Below are 15,991 nucleotides of genomic sequence, written 5' to 3'. Positions count from 1 at the left end.
AACCACCATGCAAGTCACTCCCAATCGGCCGTTGTGGCAGATCTACCTGATCTTTTTGGCACCGATGGTGCTGTCCAACTTCCTGCAAAGTTTTTCCGGCACGTTGAACGGCATCTATGTCGGGCAAATGCTCGGCACCCAGGCGCTGGCGGCAGTGTCGGGGATGTTCCCCATCGTGTTTTTCTTTATTGCCCTGGTGATCGGACTGGGGGCGGGCGCTTCGGTGTTGATCGGCCAGGCGTGGGGCGCTCAGGAAACCGCGATGGTCAAGGTGATCACTGGCGCAACCTTGACGCTGGGTGCGCTGGTGGGTTTGATTGCGGCAGTGCTCGGCAGCCTGTTCGCGCGCCCGGCCTTGCAGGCGTTGGGCACGCCGGTCGATGTGTTGGACGATGCGGTGGGCTACGCCCAGGTCATGATGTTGATCATGCCGCTGCTGCTGGTGTTTATCCTCTACACCCAGTTGCTGCGGGGCGTCAGCGATACGATTTCGCCGTTGCTGGCGCTGATGGTTTCAACCCTGGTGGGCCTGCTGCTGACCCCGGCACTGATTCGCGGCTGGGTCGGCCTGCCGCCCATGGGCATCCAGAGTGCGGTGTACGCAGGCTTGGTGGGCAACGCGTCGGCCATGCTGTTTCTGATCCTGCGCCTGCGTCATAAAAAACACGTGATGGCGCCGGACCGTGAACTGTTTGCAGCTTTGCGCCTGGACCGCGCGATTCTCGGCAAAGTCCTGCGCATCGGCCTGCCCACCGGCTTACAGATGGTGGTGCTGTCGTTGTCGGAATTGGTCATTCTCGCCCTGGTCAACAGCCACGGCTCCCAAGCCACGGCGGCGTATGGCGCGGTCACGCAGATCGTCAATTACGTGCAGTTCCCGGCGCTGTCGATTGCGATCACCGCATCGATCCTCGGTGCCCAGGCGATTGGCGCCGGGCGTCTGGAACGCATCGGGCCGATCTTGCGCACGGGGCTTTTGATCAACACGTGCCTCACCGGCGGGTTGATCGTACTCGGCTACCTGTTATCGCACTGGCTACTTGGCTTGTTCATCACCGACGACGCCGCGCGCGTCAACGCCGAACACCTTTTGCACATCATGCTTTGGAGCATTCTGGTGTTCGGCTTCCAGGCCGTGATTGGCGGGATCATGCGCGCCAGCGGCGTGGTGCTGATGCCCGTCGCTATTTCGATCTTCTGCGTACTGTGCGTTGAGCTGCCGATGGCGTACTTGCTCAACGCACACTTCGGCCTTGAAGGCGTGTGGATGGCGTTTCCGGTGACCTACCTGGCGATGCTGGCATTGCAGACGGCGTATTACCGACTGGTGTGGCGGCACAAGCAGATCAAGCGGTTGGTGTGATTATTTAAAGTGGGTATCGGCGACCGGCAGGATGCTTGCGACATGCCAGCCGTCTTTGTCTTTCAACAGCGTCTGGCTGATCAGGAACGTGTCGACCTGCGGCGCTTCGCCAGGGTGGCCGCGGGTAAAGGCCACCGGGACCATCAATTGGGCGACCTCGTCGTTCACCATCACCACGCTGAAATGGCTCATGTCCGGTTTCAGTTGCCAGGTGCCCTTATAGTAATCCTTGAGCTTGCTGACGACGCCGTCGGGGCCCCAGTTGGCTTCGCCGCGGGCAAACCAAAGCATTTTCGGTGAGTCCCAGAGCATGGCTTTGATCTGGACGAGGTCATGGGCGTTCTGCGCCTCGACGAACCGGGTAAAAAACGCGCGGGTTTCATCCTCTTGAGGGGTCGCGAAAACGGGCGTGAGGGGGAGTAGCGAAAACAGGGCGCAGAAGGCCAGTGCACAACGTTTCATAAGGGTTCCTCAGGGATGGTCGCTGAGATCAAGCTTAGGCCAGCCCGAGCGCCAGCGAAGGCCATTTACCCCTCGTTTCTGGACATTGCGCTCGCATCGGCGGGGTTTCTCGCCGTGCGTCGTATCACCCGTGGTGGCTCACCGAACTGGCGAATGAACGCGCGACGCATACGCTCGCTGTCACCAAATCCGGTTTGGCGGGCGATGTTGTCGAGGGGGTGACGTCCATCCTGGATCAGCGCCACGGCGGCTTCAATGCGTAGCTTTTCCACGGCTTTGGCCGGTGAAAGCCCGGTTTGCGCGTGAAACGCCCGGCTGAACTGGCGCAGGCTCAGGTGCGCGACGTCTGCCAGTTCACTCAGGGGCAACGCACGATGCAAGTTGTTGCGCATATAGGCCATGGCCGCCTGAATCCGGTCGGTTTGCTGTTCCATATCCAGCAGCACCGAACGTTGTGGCTGGCCTGCGACGCGGCGGCTCTGAAGAATGAAGTTTTTCGACACGGCGCGCGCGACTGCCGGCCCCAGGTCGGTTTCAACCATGGCCAATGCCTGATCAATGCCTGCGGTCATGCCGGCGCTGGTCCAGATAGATCCGTCGATCACAAACAATCGCTCTTCTTCCAGTTGGACCTTGGGATAGCGCGCGCGAAACTCGTCGGCAAAAAACCAGTGGGTGGTCGCCCGCATACCGTCGAGCAACCCCGCCTGAGCCAGAAAGAATGTACCCGAGCAGGTGGCCGCAAGGCGGCGACTGTGCACGGCGGCGTGTCGCAGATAAGTCAGCAGTGGCGCGGTAAATTCGCGATCATTGCCGCCGCCGATGATCACCGTGTCGAACGCGGTGTCATCGAAGCCTTCGGTGTGCACGACCACACCCAGGGAACTGCGTACTGGCCCGCCCGTTTCGGAGAGCAGCCTCACATCATAATGGGCTTTTCCCACGGCGTTGTTGGCACTCTCAAAGACGGACAGCGCGGCGAAGCTCATGACGCCGAAACCGGGAAAGGTGATGAAACCGATGCGCTGCATGATGGGCTCCGGGAAAAGGGCGGACGAGCTGTTTCACGTGTGTAGGCGCTGCATGCCTTATCGGTGAGTTGCAATTGCGCGTCCATTTCGCCGTCGGGCTGGGCCACGAGTATCTTGCCCTGATACTGTGAGATAGCAAGTTTCAAGGCACTTAGGAAGAGGTTAAGCAGGATGGCAAACCCTTACGCCGAGTTGTTCCAGGTTCCGGGCGCTCGTGCTTTTGTGCTGGCGGGCATGCTTGCACGCATGCCGGTGTCCATGACCGGGATCGGCCTGATCACCATGCTTTCGCAGGTGCATGGCGGCTATGGTTTGGCCGGCGCGGTGGCGGCGGTGTTTGCGCTGGCCACGGCGTTTTGTGCGCCGCAGGTTTCACGTTTGGTCGACCGTTATAGCCAGGGCAGAGTGCTGCCGATTGCTGCCATGATCGGCGGCGGGGCTCTCTTGATGCTGCTGTTGTGCACGCGCATGCAGGCGCCAAGCTGGCTGTTGTTTGTGTTCGCTGCACTCGCTGGCTGCATGCCGAACATGTCGGCTATGGTGCGGGCGCGCTGGTCCGAGGTGTATCGCGGCCAGCCCAGGCTGCAAACCGCGTTTGCTCTGGAGTCGGTGCTCGATGAGGTGTGCTTCATTATCGGCCCGCCGATTTCCGTAGGCCTGAGCGTGGTGCTGTTTCCCGAAGCAGGGCCTTTGGTGGCTGCACTGCTGTTGGCAGTGGGCGTTACTACCTTTGTGCTGCAACGCGAGACAGAACCGCCGGTGCATGAGCATGAGGATCATCACGGCGGCTGGCTCATCGCCTCACCCTCGGTATTGATCCTTATGATCCTGCTGCTGGCCATGGGCGTGATTGTCGGTGTGGTGGACGTGGTCAGCGTTGCCTTCGCCCAGCATCAAGGCCAACCGGCAGCGGCGAGCATCGTGCTGTCCGTATACGCCATTGGCTCGTGCCTGGCGGGGCTGGCCTTCGGCACGCTCAAACTCAAGGTGCCGCTGCCGCAACAGTTCCTGTTCTGCGGGGTGGCCACGGCGCTGACCACCTTGCCTTTATTGCTGGTGACCAACATCCCCGGGCTGGCCGGGGCGATCTTTATCTCCGGCCTGTTCTTCGCGCCCACGCTGATCGTGTCCATGGCGCTGGTGGAGCAAGTCGTCCCGCCCAGCCGGTTGACCGAAGGCATGACCTGGCTGATCACCGGCCTGAGCATCGGCGTGGCCATTGGTGCCGCCAGTTCCGGCTGGATGATCGACCACTTTGGCGCCACCAGCGGGTTCTGGGTGGCGTTGGTGGCGGGGGCAGTGGTATTGGGTGCGGCGGTTTTGGGGTATCGACGGCTTGGATAGTCAGCTGATTGCCGGGCAAGGGTCCGCGCTGTGGTGCTGCAAAAACTCATTCAGTGCCTGACGTGTCAGGTCATTGAGTGTCACCTTTTTACGGGTGGCTGCCAGGGCCGCAGCCAAATGCAGGTCATGGCCGACGCGTACGTTGAATGAGCCTTTGCAAGGCTTCTCCGGTGTTTGCCCCAGGCTGTGGCAGGTGGCGAGATAGTCGTCTACGGCTTCACGAAAGGCCGCGTCCAGTTCCGCGACAGTTTTCCCTTCATAGCTGACCAGCGCCTTGATGAACAGGACCTTGCCGAACAGGCAATTGTCTTCGAGGCTGGCTTCGATAGAGCCGATGTAGCCTTGGTGTTTCAGTTGGTTATTCACTGAATCAGTTCTCCTGATTTCAATTGTTCGATGACTTGGCGCCGAATGTAGTGTTTCAGTTCGTTGCCGGGGTGAGGCTTGTGCAAGGTAATCATTGCACTGGGGTCGCCGATGTCGAATTTGACGCGGCTTCCGGCCCCTTCAATCTGTGTGTAGCCCAGCCAACGCAGCAGCGTTACGAGCTCAGGCCAGGTAAATGCCATGTGCTCGTTGAGCAGTTTGGCGAGCAGCTTTTCATTTTTTGACACGGCGATCCTTGCCTGTAACTAAATGTAGTTGCAAAAAGTGGTGTCCGTCAATCCTAGCGTGTGTGGGCGAGTCTTTCCTGGGATTGATGTAACCCTTGATGACACCTCGCTTCGCGCCTCCCATCCCTCGCTAATTTTTCCCTCCCCGGTTCGTTTTATAGGGACGACGTGCCTTTGTGCTTCCTGCCTATTGCTCCGGACCTCACCAAATGAATGCTGAAGACTCCTTGAAACTTGCTCGCCGGTTTATCGGGTTGCCCCTGGAAAAACGCCATTTGTTCCTGCAAGCCTTGCAGAAAGAAGGGGTGGATTTTTCAAGGTTTCCGATTCCGGCAGGGGTCGAGGTGGAGGATCGCCAGGCGTTGTCCTACGCACAGCAACGCATGTGGTTTCTCTGGCAACTGGACCCGGCCAGCGGCGCCTACAACTTGCCGGGCGCGGTGCGACTCACGGGGGCGCTGACCCTCGGTGCGATGGAGCAAGCCTTCGCCAGCTTGGTGGCGCGCCATGAAACCCTGCGCACCGTGTTCCAGCGCCAGGCAGACGACCGCCTGGCGCAAGTCGCCGCCGATCCTTCATTGGCAATCGATAGACTGGACTTGAGCGCCTTGGCCCCCTTCGAACGCGAGCGGGCCGTCATCGAAGCCGCCACCCGTCAATCGCTGCAGCCCTTTGACCTGGAACACGGCCCGCTGCTGCGTGTGCAGTTGCTCAAGCTCGATGATCAGGAGCACGTCTTGCTGCTGACCCTGCACCACATCGTCTCCGATGGCTGGTCGATGAACGTGCTGATCGACGAGTTCATCCGTTTTTACGACGCCCATGAGCGCAATGAGGCACCGCAACTGGCAGCGCTGCCGATCCAGTACAGCGACTACGCCCTGTGGCAGCGCCGTTGGCTGGAGGCGGGTGAGCAGGCGCGTCAGCTGGAGTACTGGCAGGCACGCCTGGGCGATGAGCACCCGGTGCTGGAGTTGCCAACTGATCGCCCGCGCCCGGCCATGCCCAGCTATCAAGGCACGCGGCACACCTTCGCGATCGACTCGGCGTTGGCCGCGCAACTGCGCAGCTGTGCGCAAAAGCACAATGTGACGTTATTCATGCTGCTGCTTGGCGCGTTCAACGTGTTGTTGCATCGCTACACCGGGCAGGGCGATATCCGTATCGGCGTACCCATCGCCAACCGCAATCGCAGTGAGGTCGAGGGGCTGATCGGCTTCTTCGTCAACACTCAAGTCTTGCGCACCGAGCTCACCGGGCAAACGCGGATTGCCGAGTTGCTGCAAGGCATCAAGGAGCACGCCCTTGGCGCCCAGGCCCATCAGGAATTGCCGTTTGAACGTTTGGTGGAGGCGCTGAAAGTCGAGCGCAGCCTCAGTCATACACCGCTGTTCCAGGTGATGTACAACCACCAGCCGGTGGTAGCGGACATCGCCTCCGTCAGCACCGCCTCCGGCCTGAAACTCGCCCTGGTGGAATGGCACGCCCGTACCACCCAATTTGACCTGACCCTGGACACCTACGAGAAATCCGGCACCCTGCACGCCGCGCTGACTTACGCGAACGACCTGTTCGATGCGCCCTCCATCGAGCGCATGGCCAGGCACTGGATCAGCCTGTTGCACGCCATGGTTGGCGATGGCGAACAGCGTGTCGGCGAATTGCCGATGCTGGGTGTCGACGAACAGCGTGTATGGGTGCACGACTGGAACAGGACTGCCGAACCTTATCCGACCGAGCGCGGCATCCATCAGTTGATCGAAGAGCAAGTGCAGCGCACGCCGAATGCGCCGGCGCTGGTGTTCGGCGCCACCACCTTGAGCTATGCCCAACTCGACGGCCGCGCCAATCAGCTGGCCCACGCCCTGGGTGAGAAGGGCGTCGGGCCGGACGTATTGGTGGGTGTCTGTATCGAGCGCTCCATCGAAATGGTGGTGGGCCTGTTGGCTATTCTCAAGGCCGGCGGCGCCTACGTACCGCTGGACCCTGAATACCCCTGGGACCGCCTGGCCTACATGATCGAAGACAGCGGCATTCAACTGCTGCTGACCCAGCAAAGCCTGCTGGGGTCGCTGCCGGTGGGCGCCCATACCGTCATCGCCCTGGACGCCTCACCCGATTGGCTCGACCGCTACAGTACGCAGCCGCCCGCTGTTGAGGTTCACGCGCTCAACCTGGCCTACGTGATTTACACCTCCGGCTCCACCGGCAAACCCAAGGGCGCCGGCAACAGCCATCGTGCGCTGGTCAATCGCCTGTGCTGGATGCAGCAGGCTTACAGCCTGGATGCCGGCGACGCCGTGTTGCAGAAAACCCCGTTCAGCTTTGACGTGTCGGTGTGGGAGTTCTTCTGGCCGTTGATGACCGGCGCACGTCTGGTCGTCGCAGCACCAGGCGAACACCGTGAACCGGCGCGCCTGATCGAGACCATTGGCCGTCACGCCATCACCACGTTGCACTTCGTACCGTCGATGCTCCAGGCGTTTATTCACGAGCCGGGCGTGCACGCCTGCACGGGCCTCAAGCGCATCGTGTGCAGCGGCGAAGCCTTGCCGCTGGACGCGCAACGGCAGGTGTTCGCCAAGTTGCCGGGCGCCGGGTTGTACAACCTCTACGGCCCGACCGAAGCCGCGATCGACGTGACCCACTGGACCTGCATCGACGAAGGTGCCGACAGCGTGCCCATCGGTCGGCCGATCGCCAACCTCGTCACCTACGTGCTCGACGCCCAACTCAACCCGGTGCCCGCTGGCGTGTCCGGCGAGCTGTACCTTGGCGGCACCGGCCTGGCTCGCAGCTACCACCGCCGCCCGGCACTGACCGCCGAGCGCTTTGTGCCGAGCCCCTTTTTGGCGAGTGAGCGCCTGTACCGCACCGGTGACCGCGTCTGCCAGCGAGCCGACGGCGTGATTGAATACCTCGGTCGCCTCGATCATCAGGTCAAGCTGCGCGGCTTGCGCATTGAGCTGGGCGAAATAGAGACGCGGCTGATGCAGCATCCGACGGTGCGTGAGGCCGTGGTGTTGGTGCAGGGCGGCAAACAGTTGGTCGCCTACCTGGTGCTCGAAAGCGATGCACCCGCGGACCTCAAAGCCTGGCTGCTCAAGAGCTTGCCGGACTACATGGTGCCGACGCACTGGGTTACGTTGGCAAGGTTGCCCGTCACGGCAAACGGCAAGCTCGACCGCAAAGCCTTGCCCTTGCCGGACGCAACGCCGCAACAGGCGTTTGTCGCGCCGGAAAATGACCTGCAAAAAGCCTTGGCGACGATCTGGAGCGATGTGCTCGGCGTCGAACACGTCGGCCTGGAAGACAACTTTTTCGAGCTGGGGGGTGATTCGATCATCTCCATTCAGGTGGTCAGCCGCGCCCGCCAGGCGGGCATCCGGCTGAGCCCGCGCGACCTGTTTCAGTACCAGAACATCCGCAGTCTGGCCCTGGTCGCAACCTGTGAGCAGGCCAGCGTGATCGATCAAGGCCCGGTCAGCGGCGAAGTGATTCTGACGCCGGTGCAGCAGCGCTTTTTTGCCCAGGCGATACCTGCGCGTCACCACTGGAACCAATCGCTGTTGCTGACCCCGCGTGAGGTCCTGGAACCCGTGCGCCTGGAAGCGGCGCTGACGCAGTTGATCAACAGGCACGACGCCCTGCGCCTGCGGTTTGTGCAGCAGGCGGGCGAGTGGCAGCAAGCCCATGCGGCGCCTGTCACCGAGGCCGCACTGTGGCAGTCCCAGGCAACCGACGACACCGAGCTCGCCGCACTGTGTGATGAGGCTCAGCGCAGCCTCGACCTGGCGCAAGGCCCGTTGCTGCGCGCCGCTCTGGTTGCCATGGCCGATGGCACCCAGCGTTTGCTGCTGGTGGTGCATCACTTGGTCGTGGACGGCGTCTCGTGGCGCATTCTGCTGGAAGACCTGCAACAGGCGTATCGGCAGGCGCCTTTGCCGGCCCGGACCAGCGCCTATCAGCACTGGGCGCAACACCTGCAAGACCATGCACACACCCTCAACGCACAACTGCCGTATTGGCAGGCGCAGTCCGTCGACTTCGAGCTGCCGTGTGACAACCTCGAGGGCGCGTTGCACAACCATTTGGGCCGCAAGCTCGAAACTCGTCTCGACGCCGAGCTGACCCGCCAGTTGCTGCAAGACGCCCCGGCGGCGTACCGCACTCAGGTCAACGACCTGCTGCTGACGGCGCTGGCCCGCGTGGTCTGCCGCTGGAGCGGGCAGGCAGCCGCGTTGATCGAGCTCGAAGGACATGGCCGCGAAGACCTGTTCGACGCGCTCGACCTGACCCGTACCGTCGGCTGGTTTACCAGCCTGTTCCCGGTCCGATTGCAAGCGAATGGCGAGCTGTCGACGGCGATCAAATCGATCAAGGAGCAGCTGCGCGCGGTGCCCGACAAGGGCCTGGGCTACGGCCTGCTGCGTTACCTGGCTGCGCCCGAAGTGCGCGAAACCCTTGAAGGTCTGGCCCCGCCGCGCATCACCTTCAATTACCTCGGCCAGTTCGACCGTCAGTTCAATGAGTCGGCGCTGTTTGTTCCGGCCACCCAAGGCAGCGGCCAGGCACAGGACCCGCAAGCGCCATTGGCCAACTGGCTGACAGTCGAAGGGCAGGTGTATGGCGGTGAGTTGTCGCTGCAATGGGGGTTCAGTTGCGAGATGTTCCAGGCCTCGACCATCCAGCGCCTGGCGGATGAGTACACGGCCGAACTCAAGGCGCTGATCCGGCACTGCTGCGCCACGCCCGCCGGGCAGGTGACGCCGTCTGACTTCCCGTTGGCGCGTCTGACCCAGCAGCAATTGGACGATTTGCCGGTGCCTGGCCCGGCCATTGCCGATCTCTACCCGCTGTCACCGATGCAGCAAGGCATGCTGTTCCACACGCTGTATGAGCCCGAGGCTCAGGCCTACATCAACCAGTTACGCCTGGACATTGATGGGCTCGACCTGCTGAACTTCGGGCGTGCCTGGCAGGCCGCCCTGGACCGGCATGACATCCTGCGCAGCAGCTTCCATTGGCAGGGCCTGGACGGCGCCCATCAGGTGATCCACCGCCAGATTGACTTGCAGCTGCAAGTGATCGAGGACCCGGCCGCCGACTTCGACGCCCTGGCCGACGCCGAGCGTGAGCGCGGCTTCGAACTCAATACGGCACCGCTGTTTCGCCTGATGCTGGTGCGCGCCACGGGCGCCACCTGGCACATGATCTTCACCAGCCATCACATCCTGATGGATGGCTGGAGTAACGCCCAGTTGCTCGGCGAAGTCATCTCCCATTACGCCGGTCTTGGGCTGCCGGCGCCGTTGGGGCAGTTCCGTGATTACCTCGGTTGGCTGCAACAACAAGCGTCGGGCGAGGTGTTCTGGAAGAGCGCCCTGGCACCGCTGCAAGCGCCGACCTTGCTGGCTGAAGCATTGCGCGCGCCAGTTGACGGCGTGGGCATGGCTGACCATCACGTGACGCTGGACAGCGTGTTCACCCGCACCCTCGGCGAGTGCGCCCGTCAGCATAAAGTCACCCTGAACACCGTGCTGCAAGGTGCCTGGAGCCTCCTGCTGCAACGCTACACCGGCCAGGATTGCGTAGCTTTTGGCGCCACCGTCGCCGGGCGTTCAGCGCCACTGCCGGGCATCGAGCAGCAACTGGGGCTGTTCATCAACACATTGCCGATCATCAGCGCGGCCTCGCCCGCTCAGTTGGCGGCCGACTGGCTCGTTGAGCTGCAAGCCCTCAACCTCAGCCTGCGCGAGCATGAACACACACCGCTCTACGACATCCAGGGTTGGGCCGGCCAGCAAGGCGCGGCGCTGTTCGACACCTTGCTGGTGTTTGAAAACTTCCCGGTGGCCGAGGCGCTCAAGGGAGGCGCGCCCGCCGGGCTGACCTTCGGCAAGATGCACAACCATGAGCGCACCCATTACCCGCTGACCCTGGGCATCGAGCTGGGTGCCAGCCTGCGCCTGGAATTCAGTTACGACCGTGCGCGCTTCAGCGCGCCACAGGTCGCGCAGTTGAGTGCCAACCTGCAGCACCTGCTGGCGCAACTGGTAGCGGATGCGCAGGTGGCGCTCGGCAATCTGCAATTGCTGGATGACGGTACGCAACGCACGCTGCTTGCGGTCAGCCAATCCCCTTGCACGGCTCTGCGGCAGGTGCGTGTGCATGAGCGTATCGCCGCTCAGGCCCAGGCCACCCCTGGCGCTCTCGCGGTACAGGCGGGCAATGAACGCCTTGACTACGCCGAACTCAATGCGCGCGCCAACCGCCTGGCTCATCGCCTGCTGGAGCTCGGCGTAGGCCCGGGCCAGCGTGTGGGCCTGGCGTCCCGGCGCGGGCCGCAATTGATCGTCAGCCTGCTGGCGGTCCTTAAAAGCGGCGCTGCCTACGTACCGCTCGACCCGAAATACCCGACCGAACGGCTGGGCTACATGCTGGCGGACAGCCGCTTGAACCTGTTGCTCAGTGAAACCGGTTTGCTCGCCGACCTGCCTTTGCCTCAGGGGCTGACTCGCGTGGACTTCAGCGCGCGCGGCGAAGAGCTGGCGGGCTACCCGGCGACCAACCCGCCAAACCGGGCCGCCCCCGGCGACCTGGCCTATGTGATCTACACCTCCGGCTCCACCGGTCAGCCCAAAGGCGTGGCCATCGACCATGCCGCCCTCGACCAGTTTTGCGACACGGCGGCAGATTACAGTGCGCTCACGCCCGCCGACCGGGTGTTGCAGTTCGCGACCTTCAGCTTCGACGGCTTTGTCGAGCAGTGCTACCCACCCCTGTGCGTTGGTGCAGCGCTGATCATGCGCGGTGACGAGTTGTGGGACGCCGGGCTGCTGGCGCGGGAGATCGTTGAGCACGGCGTCACGCTGGCCGACTTGCCCGCGGCCTATTGGTATTTGCTGGCCAAGGAGTGTGCCGTCGACGGGCGCGCCCTGGGCGACCTGCGCCAGGTGCATGTGGGCGGTGAAGCCATGGCGGTGGAAGGTGTGCGCGCCTGGCATGAGGCCGGGCTCGGCAAGGTGCGTTTGCTCAATACCTATGGCCCGACCGAAGCCACCGTCGTGTCCAGCGTGCATGACTGCCAGCGAGCGGACGCCAACGACGCTTATGGCATGCCGATCGGCCGGGCGATTGAAGGGCGCGCGCTGTATGTGCTCGACAGCGCGTTTGAATTGCTGCCGACCTGTGGCGTCGGTGAGCTGTGTATCGGGGCTTCGGCGGGCCTGGCCCAGGGCTATTTCGATCGCCCGGCGCTGACCGCCGAACGCTTCCTGCCTGATCCGTTCTGCGGCGTGCCGGGCGCGCGGCTCTATCGCAGTGGTGACCTCGCTCGCTACAACGAAAAGGCGGCGCTGGAGTACGTGGGCCGTATTGACCACCAGGTGAAGATCCGCGGGTTCCGCATCGAGATGGGCGAAATCGAAACCTGCCTGCAAGCCCTGCCTCAGGTGCGCGAGGCGGCTGTGATCGCGCTGGAGGGGCCCACCGGCGCGCAGTTGGTCGCGTATGTCGTGGCGCAGTCCGCAGCTCTGGAAGCGCAAGCCTTGGCGGCGGTGTTGCGCCAGTCCTTGCCGGACTACATGGTGCCTGCCCACTGGGTGATGCTTGAGGCCTTGCCCCTCAACAATAACGGCAAGCTCGACCGCCGCGCACTGCCGCAGCCGACGATCAATCAAGGTCAGGTGGCGTATGTAGCGGCGCAAAGCTCGCTGCAAATCCAGTTGGCCGCCATCTGGCAAAACGTGCTGCAGGTTGACGCAGTGGGTTTGAATGATCATTTCTTCGAGCGCGGCGGTCACTCGCTGCTGGCGACTCAAGTGATTTCACGGGTGCGTCACGTGCTGGGCCTGGATGTGCCGTTGCGTGCGCTGTTCGAGCAACCGACGCTTCTCGGGTTTGCCCAGGCCTGCAGCGATCTGCAACAAGTGCCCGAGGTGCCGATGCTGGCCCAGGAGCGTGCGCAACCGCTAGCGTTATCGTTTGCCCAGGAGCGCCAGTGGTTTCTCTGGCAACTCGACCCGCACAGCGCCGCCTACAACGTGCCCGCTGCATTGCGTATAGAGGGCGCGCTGGATATCGACGCGTTGCAACGGGCCTTTGACCGTGTGGTTGAGCGTCATGAGCCGCTGCGCACGACCTTTGTGCAACAGGGCGCGCAAACGCTGCAGGTGATTCACCCGACGCGGCCGGTATCGGTCGAGCGTCACTCTGCAGCGGCCGGGCAAGACCTTCAGGCGTGGGTGGAAACCCAGGTACGCCGGCCATTTGATCTGGTCAATGGGCCGTTACTGCGCGTCGACCTGTTGTCGGTGGGCGCCGAGGCTCACGTGCTGGTTATCACCCAGCACCATATCGTTTCCGATGGCTGGTCAATGCAACGGCTGGTCGATGAGCTGTTTGCGTTGTACCAGGGGTTCAGCCTCGGACGAGACGTGGCATTGGCCGACTTGCCGCTGCAGTACGCCGACTATGCGGTATGGCAGCGGCAATGGCTGGAGCAGGGCGAGCGTGAGCGACAGTTGAATTACTGGACCGCTCAACTGGCTGGCGAGCAACCGGTGCTGGAGTTGCCGTTTGACCGCCCGCGCCCGGCGCAGCAAAGCTTCAAGGGGGCGCGCCTGGACTTCACCGTGGCGGCGGCACTCACCGCCGAGCTGCACGAGGTTGCCCGGCGTGAGGGCGTGACCGTGTTCATGCTCCTGCTGGCGTCGTTCCAGACCTTGTTGCACCGCTACAGCGGCCAGCAGGACGTGCGCGTCGGCGTGCCGATCGCCAACCGCAACCGGATCGAAACCGAAGGGTTGCTGGGCTTCTTCGTCAACACTCAAGTGCTGCGTGCCGACGTGCATGGGAGCCTGCCGTTCAACCAGTTATTGGCCCAGGTCAAGGCCGCTGCCGTGGGGGCCCAGGCTCATCAGGATTTGCCGTTCGAACAGCTGGTGGAAGCGCTGGCGCCGGAACGCAACCTCGGCTACAGCCCGTTGTTCCAAGTGCTGTTCAACCATCAGGGCGCCGAGCGTCGCACCGTTGAATTGCCGGGGCTGCAGATTGAAGGTTTGGCGTGGGACAGCGGCACGGCGCAATTCGATCTGGTGCTGGACACCACGCAGACCGAGCACGGTCTGGCTGCTTCGTTGACCTACGCCACCGACCTGTTCGAGCGCTCGACCATCGAGCGCATGGCGCACCATTGGCAGGCTTTGCTGCAAGGCATTGTCGCGCAGCCGCAGGCACGCCTCGCCGCATTGCCGATGCTGGCCGACGATGAGCGCGAGCGCACGCTGCAGCAGTGGAATGGCGAACCGGTGGATTACCCGCAAACCGCCGCGATTCATCAACTGATCGAAGCGCAAGCGGCGAAAGCGCCGGACGCGGTCGCGCTGGTGTTTGAAGGCCAGCGCATGAGCTATGGCGACCTGAACCGGCGCGCCAATCGCCTGGCCCACACGCTGATTGCGCGGGGTGTTGGCCCGGAAGTTCGGGTGGGTCTGGCGGTGGAGCGTTCGTTCGACATGCTGGTGGGCTTGCTGGCGATTCTCAAGGCCGGCGCAGCCTACGTGCCGCTTGACCCGGCGTACCCGCAAGAGCGCTTGCAGTTCATGATCCAGGACAGCGGCCTGAGCCTGCTGTTGACCCAGGCACACCTGCCGGTTCCCCAGGGCGTTGACAGCCTGTTGATCGACGGCGCGCAGGCTGGCGCCGAGCACAACCCGCAGGTCAATGTTGGGCCGGATAACCTCGCCTACGTGATCTACACCTCAGGCTCCACCGGCAAACCCAAAGGCACGCTGTTGCCACATCGCAATGTGCTGCGTTTGTTCGAGGCCACCCAGGGCTGGTTTGAATTTGGTCCGCAGGACTGCTGGACGCTGTTCCACTCCTACGCGTTCGACTTTTCGGTGTGGGAGATCTTCGGCGCGTTGCTCTACGGCGGGCGCCTGGTGATCGTGCCGCAGGAGGTCAGCCGCTCGCCACAAGCGTTTCTGCATTTGCTGCAAGCGCAACAGGTCACGGTGCTGAACCAGACGCCGTCGGCCTTCAAGCAATTGATGCAAGAGGCCTGTGCCGCGCCGCAAGCGACGTCGCTGCGGTACGTCGTGTTTGGCGGTGAGGCCCTGGAGGTGAGCAGCCTGCGTCCCTGGTTCGAACGCTTTGGCGATGCGGCGCCACGCTTGATCAACATGTACGGGATTACCGAAACCACGGTGCACGTGACGTACCGCCCGCTGTCGCTGGCCGACCTTGAGCAAGGGGCGTCCAGCCCGATTGGTGTGGCGATTGCGGACCTGTCCTGGTACGTGCTGGATGCCGAACTGAATCCGGTCGCCCGGGGCTGCATTGGCGAGCTTTACGTGGGGCGCGCGGGTTTGGCGCGGGGCTACCTGAACCGTGCCGACCTCACCAGTACGCGCTTTGTACCGGACCCGTTCGGCGCCGACGGCGGGCGCCTGTACCGCACCGGCGACCTGGCGCGCTACCGCGCCGACGGTGTGATCGACTACGTGGGGCGTATCGACCACCAGGTCAAGGTGCGTGGATTTCGCATCGAGTTGGGCGAAATTGAGGCGCGCCTGTTGGCCCAGACTGTCGTGCGGGAGGCCGTCGTGCTGGCGCGGGAAGGCGCCGGCGGTACGCAGTTGGTGGGCTACGTGGTGCCGCGCATGCCGGTGGATGACCTCGCGTTTTGGCGTGATGAACTGCGCGCAGCGCTGAAAGCCGACCTGCCGGACTACATGGTGCCTGCACATTGGGTATTGCTGGAGCAAATGCCACTGACGGCAAACGGCAAACTGGACCGCAAGGCGTTGCCCGAGCCGGACGCCAGCCTGATGCAGCAGGCTTTTGTGGCCCCACAAGGCGAGCTTGAAAGCGATGTGGCGGGCATTTGGCAGGCGGTGCTGGAGGTTGAACGCGTAGGGCGCCATGACAACTTCTTCGCCCTCGGCGGCCATTCGTTGCTGGCGACCCAGGTGGTGATGCGTATTCGCGAGCAATTGAACCTGGAAGTGCCACTTAAAGTGCTGTTCACCACCGACAACCTGCAGGGTTTCTGTGATGAGCTGCAGGGGCTGCAGGGCGATTTACAGCCCTTGCAGGATGAACTGACTAAATCTCTGGAGGCCCTCAAACGTCTATCAGCCAATGATCTTGAGAAACTCATTTCTTAATTG

The 15,991-nt window shown here is 62.8% G+C and carries 7 protein-coding genes; 3 read left to right on the top strand and 4 right to left on the bottom strand.

All coding sequences use genetic code 11. The features are described 5' to 3' along the window. Positions 1–7 precede the first annotated feature (7 nt). A complete protein-coding gene (locus BFW87_RS29185) occupies positions 8–1,363 on the top strand; it encodes an MATE family efflux transporter (protein ID WP_078743182.1) in 1,356 nt (451 codons plus the stop codon). Here BFW87_RS29185 and BFW87_RS29180 read toward each other — a convergent pair whose 3' ends face one another. After that, on the bottom strand, positions 1,364–1,825 hold the full coding sequence (locus BFW87_RS29180) for a DUF4440 domain-containing protein (RefSeq protein ID WP_078743181.1): 462 nt from the start codon (positions 1,823–1,825) through the stop codon (positions 1,364–1,366). It lies immediately after the preceding gene. Between the two features lie 65 nt (positions 1,826–1,890). Next, positions 1,891–2,856 (bottom strand): GlxA family transcriptional regulator, encoded by a 966-nt coding sequence (locus tag BFW87_RS29175; protein WP_078743180.1) that lies wholly within the window; start codon positions 2,854–2,856, stop codon positions 1,891–1,893. 171 nt (positions 2,857–3,027) lie between these two features. Between BFW87_RS29175 and BFW87_RS29170 the strand changes: the two genes are divergently transcribed. After that, positions 3,028–4,200, top strand: coding sequence for an MFS transporter (locus BFW87_RS29170; protein WP_078743179.1), 1,173 nt, complete (start codon positions 3,028–3,030; stop codon positions 4,198–4,200). On the opposite strand, the gene BFW87_RS29165 is transcribed toward BFW87_RS29170, so the two are convergent. Both BFW87_RS29165 and BFW87_RS29160 read right to left on the bottom strand, forming a co-directional pair. Then, the gene (locus BFW87_RS29165) at positions 4,201–4,566 is read right to left on the bottom strand and encodes a type II toxin-antitoxin system HicB family antitoxin (RefSeq protein ID WP_078743178.1); all 366 of its coding nucleotides are present in this window, start codon (positions 4,564–4,566) and stop codon (positions 4,201–4,203) included. Further along, on the bottom strand, positions 4,563–4,814 hold the full coding sequence (locus BFW87_RS29160; protein ID WP_078743177.1) for a type II toxin-antitoxin system HicA family toxin: 252 nt from the start codon (positions 4,812–4,814) through the stop codon (positions 4,563–4,565). Before BFW87_RS29160 ends, BFW87_RS29165 begins: the two co-directional genes overlap by 4 nt. A gap of 209 nt (positions 4,815–5,023) precedes the next feature. Between BFW87_RS29160 and BFW87_RS32475 the strand changes: the two genes are divergently transcribed. Continuing rightward, a complete protein-coding gene (locus BFW87_RS32475) occupies positions 5,024–15,988 on the top strand; it encodes a non-ribosomal peptide synthetase (RefSeq protein WP_078743176.1) in 10,965 nt (3,654 codons plus the stop codon). The last annotated feature ends 3 nt before the right edge of the window (positions 15,989–15,991 follow it).

Origin of the sequence: Pseudomonas fluorescens (assembly GCF_002022275.1) — a bacterium.
Lineage (GTDB): Bacteria > Pseudomonadota > Gammaproteobacteria > Pseudomonadales > Pseudomonadaceae > Aquipseudomonas > Aquipseudomonas fluorescens_AJ.
The sequence above is the reverse complement of the archived record's forward strand: the minus strand, read 5'-3'. Positions and strand labels throughout refer to the sequence as shown.